The organism is Rhodococcus sp. NPDC058639 (assembly GCF_042717545.1).
Lineage (GTDB): Bacteria > Actinomycetota > Actinomycetes > Mycobacteriales > Mycobacteriaceae > Rhodococcus.
In genome coordinates this window covers 33,169-50,753 of the sequence record NZ_JBHXRF010000002.1, presented here as the reverse complement: position 1 = coordinate 50,753, position 17,585 = coordinate 33,169, and the positions used below count along the sequence as shown (strand labels likewise).

Genomic DNA, 17,585 nt, shown 5'->3' with positions numbered 1-17,585 from the left:
CTCAGGCGTCCGAGCGAGCCTGGGAACCGGGTTCCCCCGAGATCTCCGGATTCGTGACACGCCGTACGAACTCGATCGTCTCAGCGAGGGCGCGTCGCGCAGGAGGCGAGACGCCGGGCAAACTGAGGTACCCGTGGACCGCGTTCTCGTACTCCGTCAGGGTCACGTCACCGCCTTTCTCGCGCAGCGCATCCGCATAGAACACGCCGTTGTCGCGCAGCGGGTCGTGCCCGGCGACCTGGATGAGCGCGGGAATCGCGGCGCCGGCGAGACTGCCGCGCAAGGGTGCCGCCGTGGGCGCGTACGGATCCGCGCCGTCGAGGTACAAGCGGACGAACGCGCGCATACCGCGGGAGGTCAGGACGGGCGCCTCCGCGTGCTCGCGCTCGGAGGGAAATACGTCTTCCATCTCGGTACCCGGATAGACGAGCACCTGTCCGACCAGTGCGGAGAGGCCGGATTGCGCGGCGAGATCCGCGACGACCGCGGCGAGATTGCCGCCGGCGCTGTCCCCGGCGACCACGACCCTCGTCGCGTCCACGCCGAGTTCGGCAGCGCGCTCGACCACCCACAGCAGAGACGACCAGCAGTCGAATACTGCCGCAGGGTAGGGGTTTTCGGGCGCAAGCCGATAGTCGACCGACACCACGACGCACGGAGACTCCGCAGCCATATGGCTCGCCCACCACTCGTCCTGCTCGGGTTCACCGAGCACCCAGCCGCCTCCGTGGAAGAGGACCACGACGGGGAGAGGACCGGGTGCCGAACCCGACGGCCGGTAGATGCGCAGACGCAACGTCACCGGCACCGTGGCGGATTCGAGTCCGGTGATCTCGACGGGCTGCAACTCGACTGTGCGGTCGACGATGTGCGCGGCGCGGTGTGGCCGGCCGGCGACCCATCGCCCGACGGGCGAGGACAAGAGCTTCGTCCGGCGAGCGCGTCGCGCGGGTACCGCCTCGGGCGGTTCGTCCGCGATGGACGCGCCGGTGAGGCCCTCCATGAGGGCGAACAGCTTCGTACGGAGCGGGAGCGGAGCGGCCACGGCCGCAACACTAGAGGACCGCGGTCGCTTCCGGAACGGTTGCGTGCTCCGGTCGGTGGAGCGCACTGAGGCACAGACCCTGCACGGGACGCGTGGCCTCGGACCGGAAACGGTCGCCTACCTGCGCGACACTCTGGACGACGTTGTCTCGCACTGTGATCCATTCCTCGTCTCCCGCACTCGAATGCACCGTGACGACGCCGTCGACGACGTGGTCGAACGTGAAGTGCGACAGTGCCTCCGGGAACCGGTCGCGCCGTCCCCTCAGCACCCGCCGCATACGAGCACGCGGCGACAGGAGCGAATCGATCAGATAGGCCAGCCATTCGGCGTGCCGGAAGAAGTGCTCCTCGCCGTCCCACACCAGGGCCGATCCGTCGTCCGTGGGAACCCACTGGCACCACGACATCGGACGGCCCCGCGACGGCAGACCGTCCCGTCCCGCGTTGTGCGGCCCGCTCGCGGGGCCGGCGAAGGCGCGAAGGAACTCGATCTCACCGGCGTTCAGAGGTGGTGACACCTCGAACCGGCCGTCGAATCGAGCGCTGTACATGCGGTGCCTCCCCACGTCGACTGTTGTGCTTCTTTACCCCGCCCGACGCGCTTCCACACCGATCCGGGGCAGACAATTCGGCCAATCAGGACACCACGATCGTCAGAGATGTGAATCTCTGTTAACTTTCTTGCGACATCGGTGGCGGAGACAGGGGTGGCGACGTGTTGCGTCGGATAACGGCAGCGGTCATGGGTACAGCGATCGTCGTAGCGGGCACGATCATGGGAAGCGGCGTTGCATCCGCCGAAGATACTGGGGCTCAGCAGTATCCGCTCCCGCCGACATTTCTCGACGGCATCGGAATGGAACTCGCGAACCCCGGAGGATCGGCACCCGGCTCCAACGACTGGTCGTGTGTGCCCTCCGAGGAGCATCCCGACCCGGTGGTCCTCGTGCACGGAACGGCCGCTAATCGACAGGACAACTGGGCCTACCTCTCGCCGCTCCTTGCGAATGAGGGCTACTGCGTCTTCGCGCTCACGTACGGCAACTATCCCGACCTGCCGTGGCCGTTGAGCGCATTCGGTGGCCTGAAACCCATGGAACAGAGCGCCGCCGAGTTGTCGGTGTTCGTCGACGAGGTGCTCGAGGCGACCGGGGCGGAGAAAGTCGCGCTCGTCGGCCATTCGCAGGGCACCCTCATGCCCACGTACTACCTCAACCGTCTCGGCGGCAATACCAAGGTCCGGGACCACATCTCCCTCGCGCCGCTGTGGGACGGCAGCCACGCGTTCCTGCTCGAAGCCACCTTCTCGCTTTTCGGCCAGGCCGGTCTGCGCGACGAACTCGAACAACTCGTCGCGACCGTGGGCTGCGGGGCATGCCCCCAGGTACTCGCCGGCTCCCAGTGGTTCCGGGACCTGCACGCCGACGGCGTCTACGCGCCCGAGGTCCGGTACACCAACATCATCACGCGATACGACGAGCTGGTGCTTCCGCACACCAGCGGGTACCGGGAAGCCGACAACGCCACGAACTTCGTGCTGCAGGACCACTGCGAGGCGGACTGGGCCGAACACGTCGCCATCGTCAACGATCCCGTGGCGGCAGCGGTCGTCCTCAACGCCCTCGACCCGGACAACCCGCGTCCGGTGCCGTGCGTGTCGGTGCCGCCGTTCACGGGATGGTCGCCCACCGCACCCGCGCCGTAGAAACGACCGCGACCGCCGTAGGAGCGGCGGTCGCGGTGTTGTAGTCGGGCGACGCTACGCGCGGCGCTGCCGGGCGATATCGGCGAGCACGACGCCCGCAGCCACCGACGCGTTGAGCGATTCCACATCGCCTGCCATCGGGATCGACAACACGGCGTCACAGGTTTCGCGGACGAGACGCGACAAGCCCTTGCCCTCGGAGCCCACCACCACGACCACCGGATCGGTGCCGTCGAACTCGTCGAGCGTGGTGTCTCCGCCGGCGTCGAGACCGACGACACGCACACCCTGCGCCTGCCAGTCCTTGAGCGTGCGGGTCAGGTTGGTGGCGCGCGCGACCGGCAGTCGTGCTGCCGCGCCCGCACTGGTTCGCCATGCCACCGCAGTCACCGACGCCGAACGCCGCTGCGGGATGACCACACCGTGCCCGCCGAACGCCGCGACCGAGCGGATGACGGCACCGAGGTTGCGCGGATCCGAGATGTTGTCGAGCGCGACCAGCAGCGGCCGCTCATGGAGTTCTTTCGCGCGGGTGATCAGGTCGTCGGGATGCACGTACCGGTACGGCGGCACCTGGAGACCCACGCCCTGGTGCATTCCGTTGGTGGACAGCCGGTCGAGTTCCGCGCGCGACACCTCGAGGATCGAGATGCCCATGTCGGCGGCCCGCTGAACGGCTTCCTTGAGTCGCTCGTCCGCTTCGGCTCCGACCGCGACGTACAGCGCGGTCGCGGGAACCTCGGCGCGCAGGCATTCGACGACCGGGTTGCGGCCCAGCACCATCTCCGGCCCGTCCTCGGGCTTGCGGCCCGCCGGACGCCGACCGCCACCACGGGAGGTATCCGTCGCCTTCGCGGCGGCACGGGATCGCCGTGCGGCGGCGTGGTACGGACGATCCTCGGCCTTGGGTGTCGCACCGCGCGGCTCCAGACCACGACGGCGCTGACCGCCGGAGCCGACGACCTGCCCCTTCTTGGTTCCACCCTTACGAATTGCGCCGCGGCGCTGGGAATTGCCTGCCATCACTGTCCTGCTTTCAGAGACCACTCGGGTCCGTTCGGCGTATCGGTTACTTCGATACCTGCCGCTGTCAACCGGTCGCGCACCTCGTCGGCGATCGCCCAGTTCTTGTCTGCTCGCGCATTCTGCCTGCGGACGAGATCCGCGGAGACGAGCACGTCGAGCGCTTCCAGGGCCGCCGATCGGTCGGCGGTGGAGTCACTCCAGTGTGCATCGAGAGGGTCGACTCCGAGAATTCCGAGCATCGCGCGCACCTGCGACGCAATCCGGACGGCCTCGTCGAGATCGCCGTTGTCGAGCGCCTTGTTCCCCTCGCTGCGCCGGCCGTGGATCTCGGCGAGCGCCCTGGGCACGGCCAGATCGTCGTCGAGGGCCTGTGCGAACTCGTCCGTCCACGTGCCGACCGGAACCTCGCCTGCACGATCGCGGGTCTTGAGCACGAATGATTCGAGACCCCGGTACGCGGCGGCCGCTTCCTGCAACGCTGCCTCGGAGTACTCGAGCATCGAACGGTAGTGCGCGCTGCCGAGGTAGTACCGCAACTCCTGCGGCCGGACCTGCGTGAGCACGTTCGGGACCGACAGCACGTTGCCGAGCGACTTGGACATCTTCTCGCCGCCCATGGTCACCCAGCCGTTGTGCAGCCAGTACCGAGCGAAACCGTCGCCGGCCGCCCGAGCCTGGGCGATTTCGTTCTCGTGGTGCGGGAAGACGAGATCCACTCCGCCGCAATGGATGTCGAAGGTACCCCCGAGGTAGAAGGTCGCCATCGCGGAGCATTCGAGGTGCCATCCGGGACGGCCACGTCCCCACGGAGTGGGCCACGAGGGCTCGCCCGGTTTCGCTGCCTTCCACAAAGTGAAGTCGCGGGGGTCGCGCTTGCCGAGCCCGGCGCTTTCACCCTGGTGCACGTCGTCGAGTTTGTGCCCGGACAGCGACCCGTACTCGGGATAGCTCTTCACGTCGAAGTAGACGTTGCCGTCGGAGGGGTACGCGTGGCCCGCCGCGATGAGTCGTTCCATGAGGTCGACCATCTGCGTGACGTGCCCGGTGGCGCGGGGCTCGATAGACGGAGGGAGGACACCGAGCGCGTCGTACGCCCGGTTGAACGCGCGCTCGAATGTCGCGGCCCATTCCCACCACGGACGGCCGGCTTCCGCGGCCTTACGGAGGATCTTGTCGTCGATGTCTGTGACGTTTCTCACAAATGCGACATCGAATCCTTGGGCTGCCAGCCATCTCCGGAGAACATCGAATGCGACACCACTGCGCACATGGCCGATGTGGGGTTCGCCTTGAACGGTGGCACCACACAGGTACACCGAGGCATGGCCGGGGACGAGCGGCACGAATTCCCGCACATCCCGCGTTTCGGTGTCGTAAAGGCGCAAGGTCACGACCGTCGATCCTACCGGTCGTCGCTCTGCTGCAGGACGAGCGCGGTGGCGATCGCCGCCACACCCTCGCCTCGTCCGGTCAATCCCAGACCGTCCGTGGTCGTCGCAGAGACCGAGACGGGCGCGCCCAGAACGTCGGACAGCACGCGCTGCGCCTCGTCGCGTCGCGGCCCGATCTTCGGACGGTTACCGACCACCTGGACCGCCGCGTTGCCGATCGTCCATCCCGCGTCTGCGAGGAGCCGGCGCACCTCGGAGAGCATGGCCGCGCCCGATGCGCCCGCCATCTCCGGCCGGTCGGTACCGAAGACTGTTCCCAGATCGCCGAGGCCGGCTGCGGACAGCAGCGCGTCGCACAGGGCGTGCGCGGCGACATCACCGTCCGAATGGCCCGAGCATCCGTCGGCGTCCTCGAACAGCAGTCCGGCCATCCAGCACGGCCGACCCGCCTCGACGGGATGCACGTCCGTTCCGATTCCGACACGCACGACGTTTCAGTGCTCCTCTGCGGTTCGAACCCCGGCCGTGAGCAGCGCTCGCGCAAGGACCAGGTCCAAGGGGGTAGTGATCTTGAAGGCGAGTGGATCGCCCGCGACGGTGTCGACTCGCTCCCCGAGCCGCTCGACGAGCCCCGCGTCGTCGGTGGCATCACCGACGTCGGTGTTCGCGCGGGCGAGCAATGCAACGTCGAAACCCTGCGGGGTCTGTACCGCGCGCAGGGTCGCGCGATCGGGGGTGCCGGTGACAGCACCTTCGGCGTCGACGCTCTTGATGGTGTCCGTGACCGGCAGCACCGGTATCACCGCATCGCTGCCGCGGCGCAGTTCCGCCACCACCCGTGTGAACATCTCGGGCGGGGTGAGTACCCGGGCCGCATCGTGCACGAGCACGAATCGCGCGTCGCCCGCGCAGGCGAGTCCGGCGCGCACCGAATCGGCGCGTTCGGCACCTCCGGCGACGACGAGCACCCGTTCCGAAAACGGGGGCCGTACCAGTTCCGCCGGCGGGGTCGCGGCGAGTTCCGGCGGCACGACGACCACCACGCGGTCGACCTCACCGGAGTCGAGCATCGCTTCGACCGCTCGATCGAGCATGGTCCGGCCATCCAGTTCGACGAACGCCTTGGGCAGTTCTTCACCCAGACGAACGCCGCGGCCGGCCGCCGGAATGATTCCGACGACCGGCCCGTTGCGATCGTTCACTTGCTGTGTTCGGGGTTCTTCACGCGGCTCGCCACTCAGGACGCGGCTGCGAGAACCTCGTCGAGCATGCTTGCGGCGCGGACGTCGTCCGTGCCCTCCGCGAGAGCGAGTTCGCCCACCAGGATCTGACGAGCCTTGGCCAGCATTCGCTTCTCACCTGCGGAAAGGCCGCGGTCCTGCTCCCGGCGCCACAGATCGCGGACAACTTCCGCGACCTTGTTGACGTCGCCGGAGGCCAACTTCTCGAGGTTGGCCTTATACCGCCGCGACCAGTTCGTCGGCTCCTCGGTGTGCGGTGCACGCAACACCTGAAAAACCTTGTCGAGACCCTCTTGTCCAACAACGTCGCGCACTCCGACGTACTCTGCGTTATCTGCAGGAACTCGCACTGTGAGGTCGCCCTGCGCGACTTTCAGAACCAGATATTCCTTCTGCTCACCCTTGATGGTGCGCGTCTCGATAGCTTCGATCAGCGCCGCACCGTGGTGGGGGTATACGACGGTGTCTCCGACCTTGAAAATCATGTGTCCCGTGCCCCTTTCGATTCTCCGAGTTTAACACGTGACTACCTCGGCCTCCCATCAACGATGCAGGTCAGGGGCATCGCTGCATGAGCGCAGGGCTTGACAGGCAGTCGGTTCCGTGCTTTATGTGATGTGTGTCACACTCGACGGGGCGGCATGTTCGGACTTTCCGATGCGGCGGCCGAAGTGCGAGTTCAGGCCCCGCCGTACACAGGTCGTCCGGGAACTACTACTCTGCCTAGTGGATTGCGAGCCTTACTCGATGGAGGAACCCGTGACTGCTCTCAAAGCGCCGACTCGGCGAGTCGTGACAGCTCTCGCCCTGGCGGCCGGAGCGACGCTCACGCTGTCGGCATGCGGTGCCGGCCAGATCAGCCAGACCGCCATTCAGGTCGCGGCGATCAACGGCAACAACGCCGAGGTCGGATCGATCGCGCTGCGCAATGTGCACGTGATCTACCCGAACTCCGAGGAGTACAGCATCGAACCGGGTGGCACGGCACTGCTCGGTTTCACGGTCGTGAACCTCGATACCTACACCCCGGACGTCCTCACCGACATCTCCACCGAGTTCGCGTCGTCCGTGAATGCGGAAGAGATCGAGATCGCGCCCCAGTCGTCGGTGATCGCCGGTGAGTCCACCGAGACCGCCCGCCTCGACGAGTCGCCTCAGCCTGCGCAGACCCAGGAGACCCCGCCCGACGCGCCGAGCATCGCGACCGTCGAACTGGTCGGCCTGAACGAACTCGTCCGTCCGGGACTGACCGTTCCGGTCACCTTCTCCTTCGCCGAGGCCGGTGACATCACCGTCTCCGTGCCGATCGACGCGGGACCGATCACCCCGCGCGACGAGTCCGACATGTCGCCGATCGTCGGCGAGGCACACTAGCCACACCCAGACTCCGAAAAGACCCCGGTCGAGCACTGCCGACCGGGGTCTTTTCTGTCGGGGCGGGCCACTATCCTCCGGCAGTGGTCAAAACCAAGTCGCTCTACCGCTGTTCCGACTGCGCGCACACCGTCGGGAAATGGGTCGGCCGGTGCCCGGAATGCGGAACATGGGGGTCGATGGACGAGGCCCTTCCTCAACCCACGGCCGTCGCTGCGCGTGCCGGAACCACCCTCGCCCGCGCCGGCGCTGCCGCGGTGCTGCCGTCCACCCCGGCCACCCCGCTGTCACAGATCGACGGTAAGGCCACCTACGCGAAGTCCACGGGAGTCGACGAACTCGACCGCGTCCTCGGCGGTGGGATAGTTCCCGGTTCGGTCGTCCTTCTCGCCGGAGAACCGGGCGTGGGCAAATCGACGCTGCTCCTGGAAGTGGTCCATCGGTGGGCTCAGCGCGGCAACGACGAGCGCGCCCTCTACGTCACCGGCGAGGAATCGGCTGGGCAGGTACGGCTGCGCGCGGACCGGACCGGCGCGGTGCACGACCGCGTGTACCTCGCGGCCGAGTCCGATCTCGCGACGATATTCGGGCACGTCGAGCAGGTGCGCCCCACGCTGCTGGTCGTCGACTCGGTGCAGACGATGCTCGCCGCCGACGTCGACGGTGTCACCGGCGGCGTCACGCAGGTACGCGCGGTGACAAGTGCCCTGACCACACTCGCCAAGTCCAGCGGTGTGCCCGTGCTCCTGATCGGCCACGTCACGAAGGACGGCGCCGTCGCCGGCCCGAGGTCCCTCGAGCACCTCGTCGACGTGGTGCTGCACTTCGAAGGCGACAAGCACTCGACGCTCCGAATGGTGCGCGGAGTGAAGAACCGATTCGGTGCGGCCGACGAGGTCGGCTGTTTCGAACTCACCGAGAACGGCATCGTCGGCGTCAGCGATCCGTCCGGCCTGTTCCTCCAGCACCGCGACGAAGCGGTACCGGGCACGGCGGTCACCGTCACGATGGACGGGAAGCGGCCACTGCTCGGCGAGGTGCAGGCGCTCGTGGTACCCACCCACAACCCGTCACCACGCCGCGCAGTGAGCGGACTCGACTCGGCTCGGGTGGCGATGGTGCTTGCCGTGCTGGAGCGTCGCTGCGGACTGGGCAAGCTCGGCAACTGCGACGTCTACGCGTCCACGGTGGGCGGCATGCGGATCACCGATCCGTCCGCCGACCTCGCCTTGGCTCTCGCGGTCGCGTCTGCCGTCCGGGACCAACCGGTACCCGCCGGCACCGTGCTGCTCGGAGAAGTCGGCCTGGCAGGTGAAGTGCGCCGCGTCGCCGGTGCGGGTCGCCGGCTCGCCGAGGCGAACCGGCTGGGATTCACCCGCGGAGTGGTCCCGCGCGGCGTCGAAGGTGTCCCCAAGGGGATGACATCCACCGAGGTGACGAACGTGGGACAGGCATTGTCGACGCTGTCGCGCTGACGACGGCGATCATGTCGTGCCCTCATGCGAACATATGTTCGTGTCCGGTGAAGCCACGATCCTGCATGCCGATCTCGACGCGTTCTACGCGTCGGTCGAGCAGCGCGACGATCCGTGGTTGCGGGGAAAACCGATAGTCGTGGGCGGCGGCGTGGTGCTGGCCGCCAGCTACGAGGCGAAGGCCTACGGCATCAAGACCGCGATGTCGGGACGCGCCGCGCGAGCGCTGTGCCCCGGAGTGATCTCCGTTCCGCCCCGCATGGAGGCGTATGCACGGGCGTCGCGCGACGTGTTCGCGGTGTTCGACGACACGACCCCGATCGTCGAGGGCATCTCGATCGACGAGGCGTTCCTCGACGTGTCGGGAGTGCGCCGCATCTCGGGCGAGCCCCTCGAGATCGCCGCGCGGTTGCGGCGCACGGTGGCCGACGAGGTGGGCCTGCCCATCACCGTGGGCATCGCACGGACGAAGTTTCTCGCCAAGGTTGCGAGCGGTGTCGCGAAACCCGACGGGCTCCTGCGTGTCCCACCCGACGCCGAACTCGATTTCCTCCACCCACTGCCGGTCGAACGACTCTGGGGCGTCGGGAAGGTCACCGCCGCGAAACTGCACGCCCACGGGCTCCGGAAGGTCGGCGACATCGCCCAGCACTCCGAATCCGACCTGGTGGCGCTCCTCGGCGCCGCAGCGGGACGCCATCTGCACGCACTCGCCGTCGGTCACGATCCACGCCCTGTCCGGCATCGGGGACGCAGTTCGATGGGTGCGCAGCACGCCCTGGGCCGCGGGCCGCACAGCGACGAGTCCGTGGAGGCGACGCTGCAACTGCTCGTCGACCGGGTGTGCCGCCGTATGAGACGGGCACACCGTCTCGGCCGCACCGTGGTGTTGCGACTGCGGTTCGCCGACTACGCGCGGGCCACGCGGTCGTCCACACTCGGCAGCCCGACCGCCCGCACCGACCTGATCGGCGAGACCGCGCGCGAATTGCTCGCGGCAGCCCGCCCGCTGATCGCCGAGCGAGGAGTGACGCTGGTGGGCATCGCGGTCACCAACCTCGACGGGGAGGGCACCGAGCAGCTCGAGTTGCCGTTCGATCAGGAGGTCCCAGCCGGCCCCCGACGCGAATGCTCGGGCTCCGGCGAGGAGCCGGGCCGCGTCACCCACTCGCCGATCGACCGGCACGCGCTCGACTCCGTGCTCGACGACCTTCGCGGGAGGTTCGGCGCGGGTTCGGTCACGTCGGCGACGCTGCTCGGCCGCGACCATCGTCCGGGCGTACCGCTGCTACCCGATACGCAGTGACCGAGCACCGAGCCCGGCACGCATCAGACCGCGGAGATGTCCTGGTCGCCGCCGGGCAGTCCGTCGGCGAAATTCTTCCCCTTGGCGAAATGCTCGTGTCCCACGACGATGAACAGCCCGTAGGACGAACCCACGATCACGTCGGGATCTGCCAGCGGCCCCTCGATGATCCGGGCCTCCGAGCGCGTGTAGACCTTGCGACGCACCGTGCCCTCCACCCGGGCCCGCAACTCGAGGACCGCGCCGAGCGGGATGGGACGCGCGAAGTCGATGCCCAGATGGGCGGTGACCACAGCCGAACGCAGCGCGGCGTTGCAGGCCATGCCCTGCGCCTCGTCGAACGCGGTCATCAGGATGCCGCCGTGGATGAAGCCCGGACCGCCCTGGTAGCGCTTGGCGACCTCGAACCGGCCGATCACCTCGAGTCCCTCCCCGGTGGTGAATTCCATTCCGAGGCCGGTGGGCTGATCGTCTCCGCATCCGAAGCACTTGGACCAGTGCTGGGGCACAGGAGCGCCCGGGCCGGGGTGGTCAGCCGGAGGGTCGGGAAGAACGAGGTCGTCGGGCAAGGTCCAGGTACTGCTCATGAACAAGTAATGTAGTTGCGCGGTCACGGGAGCCTTTTTCTTCCCTCCCTGAAATGTGACCACGACCGCAGGGTCCGGGACACGGAAGGAATCTGCCACATGACCGAGTCGGCGCGGTCCGCGACGCTGAGCGACACCATCGCCCGACTCGCTCCCGGTACCGCCCTGCGCGACGGGCTCGAACGTATTCTGCGCGGCCGGACGGGTGGACTGATCGTTCTCGGTTTCGACGAGAAGGTCGCGGCGCTGTGCGACGGCGGCTTCGAACTGGACGTGGAATTCGCACCGACCCGGATGCGCGAGCTGTCGAAGATGGACGGCGCCGTCGTGGTCTCGACCGACGGCAGCCGCATCGTCCGCGCCAACGTCCAGCTCGTTCCCGATCCGAGCATCCCCACCGTCGAGTCCGGTACCCGCCACCGGGCCGCGGAGCGCACGGCCATCGAAACCGGTTACCCCGTCGTGTCGGTGAGCCAGTCGATGAGCATCGTGAGCGTGTACGTCGCGGGACGCCGGCACGTGATCAACGACTCGGCGACGATCCTCTCCCGCGCCAACCAGGCCGTCTCCACGCTCGAGCGCTACAAGGCGCGGCTCGACGACGTCACCCGGCAGCTGTCGGTGGTGGAGATCGAAGACATCGTCACGCTGCGCGACGCCCTCACTGTGGCGCAACGGCTCGAGATGATGCACCGCCTGTCGGTGGAGATCGAACAGGACGTGCTCGAACTCGGTACCGACGGCCGGCAATTGGCACTCCAGCTCGAGGAACTGGTCGGCGACAATCAGTTGGCCCGGCAGCTCATCGTCCGCGACTATCTGTCGGGTGACGAGCCGCCGTCGACGCTGGGCGTGGAACAGGCGCTCGATCGCCTCGCCGGCCTCAGCGACACGGACCTGCTGGACCTGACCACGCTCTCGAGGGCGTTCGGCTATCCCGACACCATCGAGGCGCTCGACGCGCCGATGAGTCCCCGCGGATACCGGGTGCTGCACCGCGTGCCGCGGCTGCAATCCCAGCAGATTCATCGGCTTGTCGCCGCGTTCGGTACGTTGCAGGGTCTGCTCGCGGCTACCGCAGCGGATCTGCAGGCCGTCGACGGCATCGGTGCCCTGTGGGCGCGCTACATCCGGGAAGGACTGTCACGGCTGGCCGAATCGGCCATCAACCATTACGACTGACGCGGCGATTCAGGGCGTGATGTTGAACGGCTCCGGCGTACTGCGGAGGCCGCCGAGCTGACCGACCACCGTGTACGCACCCGGACCGACGGGCTCGCGCGGCGACTCGCACCCCGGCTCGGACGTCGACGCGGACCACTTGACGGAGTAGGCCGCCTGGTCACCCGGTTCCAGAGTCCGCATGTCGGACGTGGGCTCGGGAAAGCAGTCGGTGTTGGACCACAGTCGCTCGTTGCCGTCGAGGGTGTACACGAGAACCTGCTGCAGTCCGGCCCCGAGGTCACGGTCGCATTTGGCGGTGCCGATGTTGGTGATGACGATCGTGAAACCGGGCTCGGTACCCGTCTGGTAGTTGGGCTCGTCGGCGGTGACGCGCACTGCGAGCGACTGGTCGGGGCACTGGCCCGGCGGGGCCGCCGCGGCGGTCGTCTCGGCTCCGGACTGCTCCGCCGAATCCGCAGTCGTCGTGCCGGACGTCGATCCGCCCGACCCCGACGCATCCTGCGACGAGGTGTCTCCTTCGCCGTCGGAGCCGTCGCTCTGCGTGCTCGCAGTCTCTGCGGCACCCGAGGAAGGCTCTGTTTCGGTGGTGGAGGTCAACGTGGACTGAGCTGCCGCAGGTTCCGGTTCGGTGTCGTCGCCGCCGGTCAGGGCGACGACGAGCCACACGACCAACGCCAGCACGACCACAGCGACGACGATCGCGAGCGTGCGTCGTCGCCGATAGATCTCGGGGGGCAATGGGCCGGTGGGTTCAAGCACGCCTCACACGGTAAGTGCCAGCCCGGATGCGCTGCGGCATAGCGCTCGGCGTGTCGCTCAGTCGGCGGTCACACCGATGTCGCCGATGTGCCCCTGCAACTGGACATGACCGTCGTCGAGCCGGTAGGTGACGCCGGCGATCGCGCATCGTCCGTCGGCAACCCGCTCGGCGATGATCCGCGACCGGTCGGTGAGAAGCCGCCCGGTTTCGACGACGTGCCGGACCTCGAGTTCGTCGACGGTGGACAATCCGTCCGCCCGGCCCATCAGGATCGACGGCGCGACCCGCTCGATGATGCTCCGAATGTGACCGCGGGGAACCTCACCCGTGTCGAGTGCTGTCAGCGTCGCGCCGACGGCGCCGCAACTGTCGTGCCCGAGCACGACGATGAGCGGCACCCCGAGCACCTCGACCGCGTACTCGATCGAGCCCAGCACCGAGCTGTCGATGACATGTCCGGCCGTCCGGACCACGAACATATCGCCGAGACCCTGGTCGAAGATGATCTCGGCGGCGACTCGGGAGTCGCCGCACCCGAACAACACCGCGGTGGGGTGCTGACCGTTGACCAGTTCGGCCCGGCGGTCGATCCCTTGGCTCGGATGCTGCGGAGTTCCGGCGACGAATCGCTGATTACCCTCGGTCAGAGCTTTCCAGGCGGAGATCGGGTTTGAATTGGGCATAAGGGCATTATTCACCCGGGACCTTCGCGACCCTCACGCAGTGGTCCCACTGCCGCGCACAAAGGTCCCACATCCGGGACAGAAGGAGAAGAAATGCCTGTTGACGCCACTTCGCTGGTGCGTTGGTACGCCGCGGAAGCACGCGACCTGCCGTGGCGCCGCGACGGTGTGACGGGCTGGCAGATCCTCATGTCCGAGGTGATGCTGCAGCAGACCCCGGTCGTGCGCGTCGCGCCGATATGGGAGGAGTGGGTGCGGCGATGGCCCGTGCCGTCGGCGATGGCTGCGTCGAGTCAGGCCGACGTCCTGCGCGCATGGGGGAAACTCGGCTACCCCCGGCGCGCGTTGCGCCTGCACGAGTGCGCGGGGGTGCTCGCCGCGCGGCACGACGACCGTGTCCCCGAGGACGTCGACGTGCTCCTGACACTGCCCGGCGTAGGCGCCTACACGGCGCGTGCGGTCGCGTGCTTCGCCTACGGGCGTCGCGTGCCGGTGGTGGACACGAATGTTCGCCGCGTCGTCGCTCGCGCCGTGCACGGTCGAGCAGAGCCGGGAAACCCCTCCACCACACGAGATCTCGCAGACGTCGAGGCTCTGCTTCCGCGCACCCGTGCGCGGGCGGCGACGTTCTCCGCCGCCCTGATGGAACTCGGCGCGACCATCTGCACCGCCCGGACCCCGGACTGCGGACGGTGCCCCTTACCGGAATGCGCATGGGTACAGGCGGGTCGACCGGCCCACGACGGTCCGGTGAAACGCGTGCAGAAGTTCGCCGGGACCGACCGTCAGGTCCGGGGGCGTCTGATGGCCGTCCTCCGGGAGAGCACAGGACCTGTGGAGCGGCCCGCGCTCGACAGTGTGTGGCTCGACGACCCCGGGCAGCGCGACCGGGCGCTGCACTCGCTCCTCGTCGACGGACTCGTCGAGCAGACCGACGACGGCCTGTTCGCTCTTGCCGGGGAAGCGGGTCGCTGACCTCGTCGTGCCGTAGTCCGGTCCGCGGCTTTCAGGGCAGGCCGGTCAGGAATTCTTCGACGACCGCGCGGTACTCGTCGGGCCGATCGTCGTGCACGAGATGCCCGGCACCCTCGATACGGACGTAGCCGGTTCCCGGTCGGCGGCTCGCCATTTCCCGCATCTGCCCCGGCGGGGTGATGGTGAACTCGCCCTCGATGAGCAGCGCGGGGACGGTCGAGGCCGTCCACTCGTCCCAGAAGTGCCTGCGGCCCCACTCTTCGGAGATGTCACGGAATGTCGAGACGTCGCCGTGCAGATGCCAGCCGTCCGCGCGACGCGTGAACGAGTCGAGGAAATAGCGTCCGGCGACCGGACCGAAGAAGTCGAGCACCGCGTCGTCGGTGGGGAAAGGCTGCGGCCACTGCCCCACCATTGCCGCCCAGTTCTCGGCGGTCCGGCCACGGAAATCGGGTGCCATGTCTTCGAGGACGAGCGCTGCGACCAGGCCCGGGTGCGCCGCTGCGAGGCACCACGCGTGCAGTGCACCCATCGAATGCCCGATCACGACGAACGGTTCGGTGCTCCCGCCGAGGTGGGCCGCCAGGTCGGCAACGAACGCGTCGGTGCCGAGGTCCGCCGGCGCCGCGCGGCCGTGGCCCGCCGCATCGAACGAATACACGTGGCCGTGCTCCCGGAGCCACGGCACCTGGCGACGCCACGTACGCGCGCTTCCCATGAGACCGTGCAACAACAGGATCGGCCGACCGCTACCACCTTCGTCATGCAACACAGTGGCCCAAGGTAGCGGAGTAATGTCGCGACCATGGCAGTCGTGAAGATCAACGCAATCGAAATCCCCGAAGGTGCCGGACCCGAGCTGGAGAAGCGGTTCGCGAATCGCGCGCACACCGTCGAGAATTCGCCCGGGTTCCTGGGCTTCCAGTTGCTGCGCCCCACCGCCGGCGAGAACCGCTACTTCGTGGTCACCCAGTGGGAAACCGAAGAAGATTTCGCAGCCTGGCGTGACGGTGGTGCCCGTGCAGCGCACGCCGGCGAAGCGAAGAACCCCGTCGCGTCCGGAGCGTCGCTGTTGGAATTCGAGGTCGTGCTGGACGTCAAGAAGTCCTGATGACCGCGCCTGGAGGGCGCGACCTGACGTATCCGGAGGTCGGAGCGTCGCTGGGCGCGCTCCCGTCCGGGTACCGGCACATGAGGATCGAACGTGTTCTGGGCAGCGGCGATGTCGTCTTCGACACCGCCGCTGCTCGGCTGTTCGAGTGGGACATGCACCGTGCGGCGGGACTCCGCGTTCCGCGGAACACCCCGGCACCCGCGGTGGGGGTCGACGTGCGGCTCGAGGCCGGTATCGGGCCGGTGAGATTCCCGGCGTGGTGCCGCGTGGTTGCCGTCGTCGACACCGCAGATCGGCGGGGCTTCACCTACGGCACGCTCGCCGGCCATCCCGAGATCGGTGAGGAGACCTTCCTCGTCGAACGCGCCCCCGACGGTCGCGTCGTGGGCCGGGTGGTGGCGTTCTCGCGTCCGGGACGATGGTTCACGGCCCTGGCCGGGCCGATCGCTCCCGTCCTGCAGAAGCACATCGCGGGTCGCTATCTGGAAGCCCTGACCGGGTAACGGTCAGACAGGACACCCGTCGCCTGCGCCGCTTACGCCGACACCGCCCGGTGCCGCTTCCCCGGCGGTCGCGTCGACGTCCTCGATCGCACGGTGCAGCAACGCGAGAAACACGTCCTCGGGCTGCGCACCCGAGACTGCGACAGCGCGGTTCGCCACAAAGAACGGAACACCTGTGACTCCGAGCTGACGCGCCGCGAGCAGATCCGCACGTACCGCGTCCGCCGCGGCGTCGGATTCGAGTTCGGCGCGAACGACATCCGCGTTCAATCCGGCCGACGCGGCGATGCGCACCAGCGCCTCGCGATCGTCCACGACTTCACCCTCGACGAAATGCGCATGGAACAACGCCTCGACAAGGTCCTCACCGCGCGTGCCGGCGAGGTGCACGAGCCGGTGCGCGTCGAACGTATTGGCCGCGATCACGGTGTCGAAGTCGATCTCGACACCGACCTCGGCGGCAGCGCCCGAGACCTGCGAGAACATCTGCCGAACCTGCTCGAGGGGCATGCCCTTCATCTCCGCGAGGGCTTCGGACTCGGGCTTGCGCCTCCCCACCGGGGTTTCCGGTGCGAGCTGGTAGGAACGCCACGTGACCTCGACACGGTCGCGGTGCTCGAATTCGTCGAGTGCCGCGGCGAACCGGCGCTTGCCGATGTAGCACCAGGGACACGCAATATCCGACCACACTTCGATGTGGGCGGTGGGGAGAGCAATTTGAGGAGTCGTCACGACTCGTCCAACGCGTGCGCTCGGAGCGCTGTTCCCTCAGGACTCGAGGGCAGCGTCCAGCGAGATCTCCACACCCGTCAGCGCCTTGCTCACCGGGCAACTCGCCTTGGCATCCTGCGCTGCCTTCATGAAGCCGTCGGCATCCAGTCCGTCGACCTCACCGCGCACCTTCAGCGTGATGCCCGTGAGCCGGAACCCACCGGCCGGATCCGGTCCTAGCGATACGTCGGCGCCGACGTCGAGACTTTGCGGGGTTCCTCCCGCTTCCGCGATCAGGGCGGAGAGTTGCATCGCGTAGCAGGCGGAGTGCGCCGCAGCGATGAGTTCCTCGGGGCTGGTGGTGCCGTCGGCGTTCTCCGCCGATCGCTTCGGGAACGAGACATCGAACGTGCCGCGGCCCGAACTTGTGAGTTCCACCTGCCCGGCTCCGTTTTGCAGGTCGCCGTTCCAAGCAGTTCGCGCGGTCCGTGTGGGCATCCTG

General features: G+C 67.9%; 21 protein-coding genes. 8 read left to right on the top strand and 13 right to left on the bottom strand.

All coding sequences use genetic code 11. The features are described from left to right. Window position 1 precedes the first annotated feature (1 nt). Both ACFWU2_RS03200 and ACFWU2_RS03195 read right to left on the bottom strand, forming a co-directional pair. Window positions 2-1,045 (bottom strand): alpha/beta hydrolase, encoded by a 1,044-nt coding sequence (locus ACFWU2_RS03200; protein WP_378600492.1) that lies wholly within the window; start codon window positions 1,043-1,045, stop codon window positions 2-4. Window positions 1,046-1,055: 10 nt separating this feature from the next. Continuing rightward, window positions 1,056-1,598 (bottom strand): hypothetical protein, encoded by a 543-nt coding sequence (locus tag ACFWU2_RS03195; protein WP_378600487.1) that lies wholly within the window; start codon window positions 1,596-1,598, stop codon window positions 1,056-1,058. Between the two features lie 191 nt (window positions 1,599-1,789). Between ACFWU2_RS03195 and ACFWU2_RS03190 the strand changes: the two genes are divergently transcribed. Then, complete coding sequence (locus ACFWU2_RS03190; protein WP_378600482.1) at window positions 1,790-2,752, top strand: lipase family alpha/beta hydrolase; 963 nt, start codon at window positions 1,790-1,792, stop codon at window positions 2,750-2,752. Between the two features lie 54 nt (window positions 2,753-2,806). Here the strand turns inward: ACFWU2_RS03190 and rlmB are convergent, their stop codons facing one another. The 5 genes from rlmB to ACFWU2_RS03165 are packed head-to-tail and all read right to left on the bottom strand — an operon-like array spanning window position 2,807 to window position 6,895. Next, window positions 2,807-3,775 carry a 23S rRNA (guanosine(2251)-2'-O)-methyltransferase RlmB gene (gene rlmB / locus ACFWU2_RS03185; RefSeq protein ID WP_169622771.1) on the bottom strand — a complete coding sequence of 323 codons (969 nt, stop codon included), beginning with the start codon at window positions 3,773-3,775 and terminating at the stop codon, window positions 2,807-2,809. Beyond that, window positions 3,775-5,169, bottom strand: a complete 1,395-nt coding sequence (cysS, locus tag ACFWU2_RS03180) for a cysteine--tRNA ligase (protein ID WP_378600478.1) — start codon at window positions 5,167-5,169, stop codon at window positions 3,775-3,777. Before cysS ends, rlmB begins: the two co-directional genes overlap by 1 nt. 11 nt (window positions 5,170-5,180) lie before the next feature. Next, complete coding sequence (ispF, locus tag ACFWU2_RS03175; protein ID WP_378600473.1) at window positions 5,181-5,657, bottom strand: 2-C-methyl-D-erythritol 2,4-cyclodiphosphate synthase; 477 nt, start codon at window positions 5,655-5,657, stop codon at window positions 5,181-5,183. Window positions 5,658-5,663: 6 nt separating this feature from the next. Beyond that, window positions 5,664-6,371 carry a 2-C-methyl-D-erythritol 4-phosphate cytidylyltransferase gene (ispD, locus tag ACFWU2_RS03170; RefSeq protein ID WP_378600467.1) on the bottom strand — a complete coding sequence of 236 codons (708 nt, stop codon included), beginning with the start codon at window positions 6,369-6,371 and terminating at the stop codon, window positions 5,664-5,666. A 35-nt stretch (window positions 6,372-6,406) separates the two neighbouring features. Next, the gene (locus tag ACFWU2_RS03165) at window positions 6,407-6,895 is read right to left on the bottom strand and encodes a CarD family transcriptional regulator (RefSeq protein WP_072702544.1); all 489 of its coding nucleotides are present in this window, start codon (window positions 6,893-6,895) and stop codon (window positions 6,407-6,409) included. Window positions 6,896-7,169: 274 nt separating this feature from the next. Here ACFWU2_RS03165 and ACFWU2_RS03160 point away from each other — a divergent pair, with 274 nt between their 5' ends. The 3 genes from ACFWU2_RS03160 to dinB all read left to right on the top strand — a co-directional run bounded on the left by ACFWU2_RS03160 (window position 7,170) and on the right by dinB (window position 10,565). Next, window positions 7,170-7,784, top strand: coding sequence for a hypothetical protein (locus tag ACFWU2_RS03160; RefSeq protein WP_169622775.1), 615 nt, complete (start codon window positions 7,170-7,172; stop codon window positions 7,782-7,784). 83 nt (window positions 7,785-7,867) lie between these two features. Continuing rightward, window positions 7,868-9,259 carry a DNA repair protein RadA gene (radA, locus tag ACFWU2_RS03155; RefSeq protein ID WP_378600462.1) on the top strand — a complete coding sequence of 464 codons (1,392 nt, stop codon included), beginning with the start codon at window positions 7,868-7,870 and terminating at the stop codon, window positions 9,257-9,259. A gap of 34 nt (window positions 9,260-9,293) precedes the next feature. Beyond that, the gene (gene dinB / locus ACFWU2_RS03150) at window positions 9,294-10,565 is read left to right on the top strand and encodes a DNA polymerase IV (RefSeq protein WP_378600456.1); all 1,272 of its coding nucleotides are present in this window, start codon (window positions 9,294-9,296) and stop codon (window positions 10,563-10,565) included. Between the two features lie 23 nt (window positions 10,566-10,588). Here the strand turns inward: dinB and ACFWU2_RS03145 are convergent, their stop codons facing one another. Beyond that, window positions 10,589-11,152 (bottom strand): PaaI family thioesterase, encoded by a 564-nt coding sequence (locus ACFWU2_RS03145; protein WP_378600453.1) that lies wholly within the window; start codon window positions 11,150-11,152, stop codon window positions 10,589-10,591. Window positions 11,153-11,251: 99 nt separating this feature from the next. Between ACFWU2_RS03145 and disA the strand changes: the two genes are divergently transcribed. After that, window positions 11,252-12,334: a DNA integrity scanning diadenylate cyclase DisA gene (gene disA / locus ACFWU2_RS03140; protein WP_378600448.1), complete on the top strand. Its 1,083-nt coding sequence runs from the start codon at window positions 11,252-11,254 to the stop codon at window positions 12,332-12,334. A 9-nt stretch (window positions 12,335-12,343) separates the two neighbouring features. Here disA and ACFWU2_RS03135 read toward each other — a convergent pair whose 3' ends face one another. Beyond that, window positions 12,344-13,096 carry a hypothetical protein gene (locus ACFWU2_RS03135; protein WP_378600443.1) on the bottom strand — a complete coding sequence of 251 codons (753 nt, stop codon included), beginning with the start codon at window positions 13,094-13,096 and terminating at the stop codon, window positions 12,344-12,346. A gap of 57 nt (window positions 13,097-13,153) precedes the next feature. Further along, a complete protein-coding gene (locus ACFWU2_RS03130) occupies window positions 13,154-13,780 on the bottom strand; it encodes a carbonic anhydrase (RefSeq protein WP_169622781.1) in 627 nt (208 codons plus the stop codon). Window positions 13,781-13,873: 93 nt separating this feature from the next. Between ACFWU2_RS03130 and ACFWU2_RS03125 the strand changes: the two genes are divergently transcribed. Beyond that, window positions 13,874-14,755, top strand: coding sequence for an A/G-specific adenine glycosylase (locus ACFWU2_RS03125; protein ID WP_378600438.1), 882 nt, complete (start codon window positions 13,874-13,876; stop codon window positions 14,753-14,755). Window positions 14,756-14,786: 31 nt separating this feature from the next. Here ACFWU2_RS03125 and ACFWU2_RS03120 read toward each other — a convergent pair whose 3' ends face one another. Further along, window positions 14,787-15,527 carry an alpha/beta fold hydrolase gene (locus ACFWU2_RS03120; protein WP_378600433.1) on the bottom strand — a complete coding sequence of 247 codons (741 nt, stop codon included), beginning with the start codon at window positions 15,525-15,527 and terminating at the stop codon, window positions 14,787-14,789. A gap of 33 nt (window positions 15,528-15,560) precedes the next feature. Here ACFWU2_RS03120 and ACFWU2_RS03115 point away from each other — a divergent pair, with 33 nt between their 5' ends. Both ACFWU2_RS03115 and ACFWU2_RS03110 read left to right on the top strand, forming a co-directional pair. After that, on the top strand, window positions 15,561-15,866 hold the full coding sequence (locus tag ACFWU2_RS03115; protein ID WP_072702568.1) for an antibiotic biosynthesis monooxygenase: 306 nt from the start codon (window positions 15,561-15,563) through the stop codon (window positions 15,864-15,866). Further along, window positions 15,866-16,372: a DUF1990 domain-containing protein gene (locus ACFWU2_RS03110; RefSeq protein WP_378600428.1), complete on the top strand. Its 507-nt coding sequence runs from the start codon at window positions 15,866-15,868 to the stop codon at window positions 16,370-16,372. The genes ACFWU2_RS03115 and ACFWU2_RS03110 overlap by 1 nt, the downstream gene beginning before the upstream one ends. A gap of 3 nt (window positions 16,373-16,375) precedes the next feature. Here ACFWU2_RS03110 and ACFWU2_RS03105 read toward each other — a convergent pair whose 3' ends face one another. After that, window positions 16,376-17,104, bottom strand: a complete 729-nt coding sequence (locus ACFWU2_RS03105; protein WP_378600424.1) for a DsbA family oxidoreductase — start codon at window positions 17,102-17,104, stop codon at window positions 16,376-16,378. A 36-nt stretch (window positions 17,105-17,140) separates the two neighbouring features. Next, on the bottom strand, window positions 17,141-17,581 hold the full coding sequence (locus ACFWU2_RS03100; RefSeq protein ID WP_169622786.1) for an OsmC family peroxiredoxin: 441 nt from the start codon (window positions 17,579-17,581) through the stop codon (window positions 17,141-17,143). Between the last annotated feature and the right edge of the window lie 4 nt (window positions 17,582-17,585).

What these genes read in the sequence shown, in the direction of transcription:
- ACFWU2_RS03195 (WP_378600487.1), bottom strand. Translation starts at nt 1,598, where the DNA reads ATGTACAGCGCTCGATTCGACGGCCGGTTCGAGGTGTCACCACCTCTG.
- ACFWU2_RS03190 (WP_378600482.1), top strand. Translation starts at nt 1,790, where the DNA reads ATGGGTACAGCGATCGTCGTAGCGGGCACGATCATGGGAAGCGGCGTT.
- rlmB (WP_169622771.1), bottom strand. Translation starts at nt 3,775, where the DNA reads ATGGCAGGCAATTCCCAGCGCCGCGGCGCAATTCGTAAGGGTGGAACC.
- ACFWU2_RS03165 (WP_072702544.1), bottom strand. Translation starts at nt 6,895, where the DNA reads ATGATTTTCAAGGTCGGAGACACCGTCGTATACCCCCACCACGGTGCG.
- dinB (WP_378600456.1), top strand. Translation starts at nt 9,294, where the DNA reads ATGTTCGTGTCCGGTGAAGCCACGATCCTGCATGCCGATCTCGACGCG.
- ACFWU2_RS03145 (WP_378600453.1), bottom strand. Translation starts at nt 11,152, where the DNA reads ATGAGCAGTACCTGGACCTTGCCCGACGACCTCGTTCTTCCCGACCCT.
- disA (WP_378600448.1), top strand. Translation starts at nt 11,252, where the DNA reads ATGACCGAGTCGGCGCGGTCCGCGACGCTGAGCGACACCATCGCCCGA.
- ACFWU2_RS03130 (WP_169622781.1), bottom strand. Translation starts at nt 13,780, where the DNA reads ATGCCCAATTCAAACCCGATCTCCGCCTGGAAAGCTCTGACCGAGGGT.
- ACFWU2_RS03125 (WP_378600438.1), top strand. Translation starts at nt 13,874, where the DNA reads ATGCCTGTTGACGCCACTTCGCTGGTGCGTTGGTACGCCGCGGAAGCA.
- ACFWU2_RS03115 (WP_072702568.1), top strand. Translation starts at nt 15,561, where the DNA reads ATGGCAGTCGTGAAGATCAACGCAATCGAAATCCCCGAAGGTGCCGGA.
- ACFWU2_RS03110 (WP_378600428.1), top strand. Translation starts at nt 15,866, where the DNA reads ATGACCGCGCCTGGAGGGCGCGACCTGACGTATCCGGAGGTCGGAGCG.
- ACFWU2_RS03100 (WP_169622786.1), bottom strand. Translation starts at nt 17,581, where the DNA reads ATGCCCACACGGACCGCGCGAACTGCTTGGAACGGCGACCTGCAAAAC.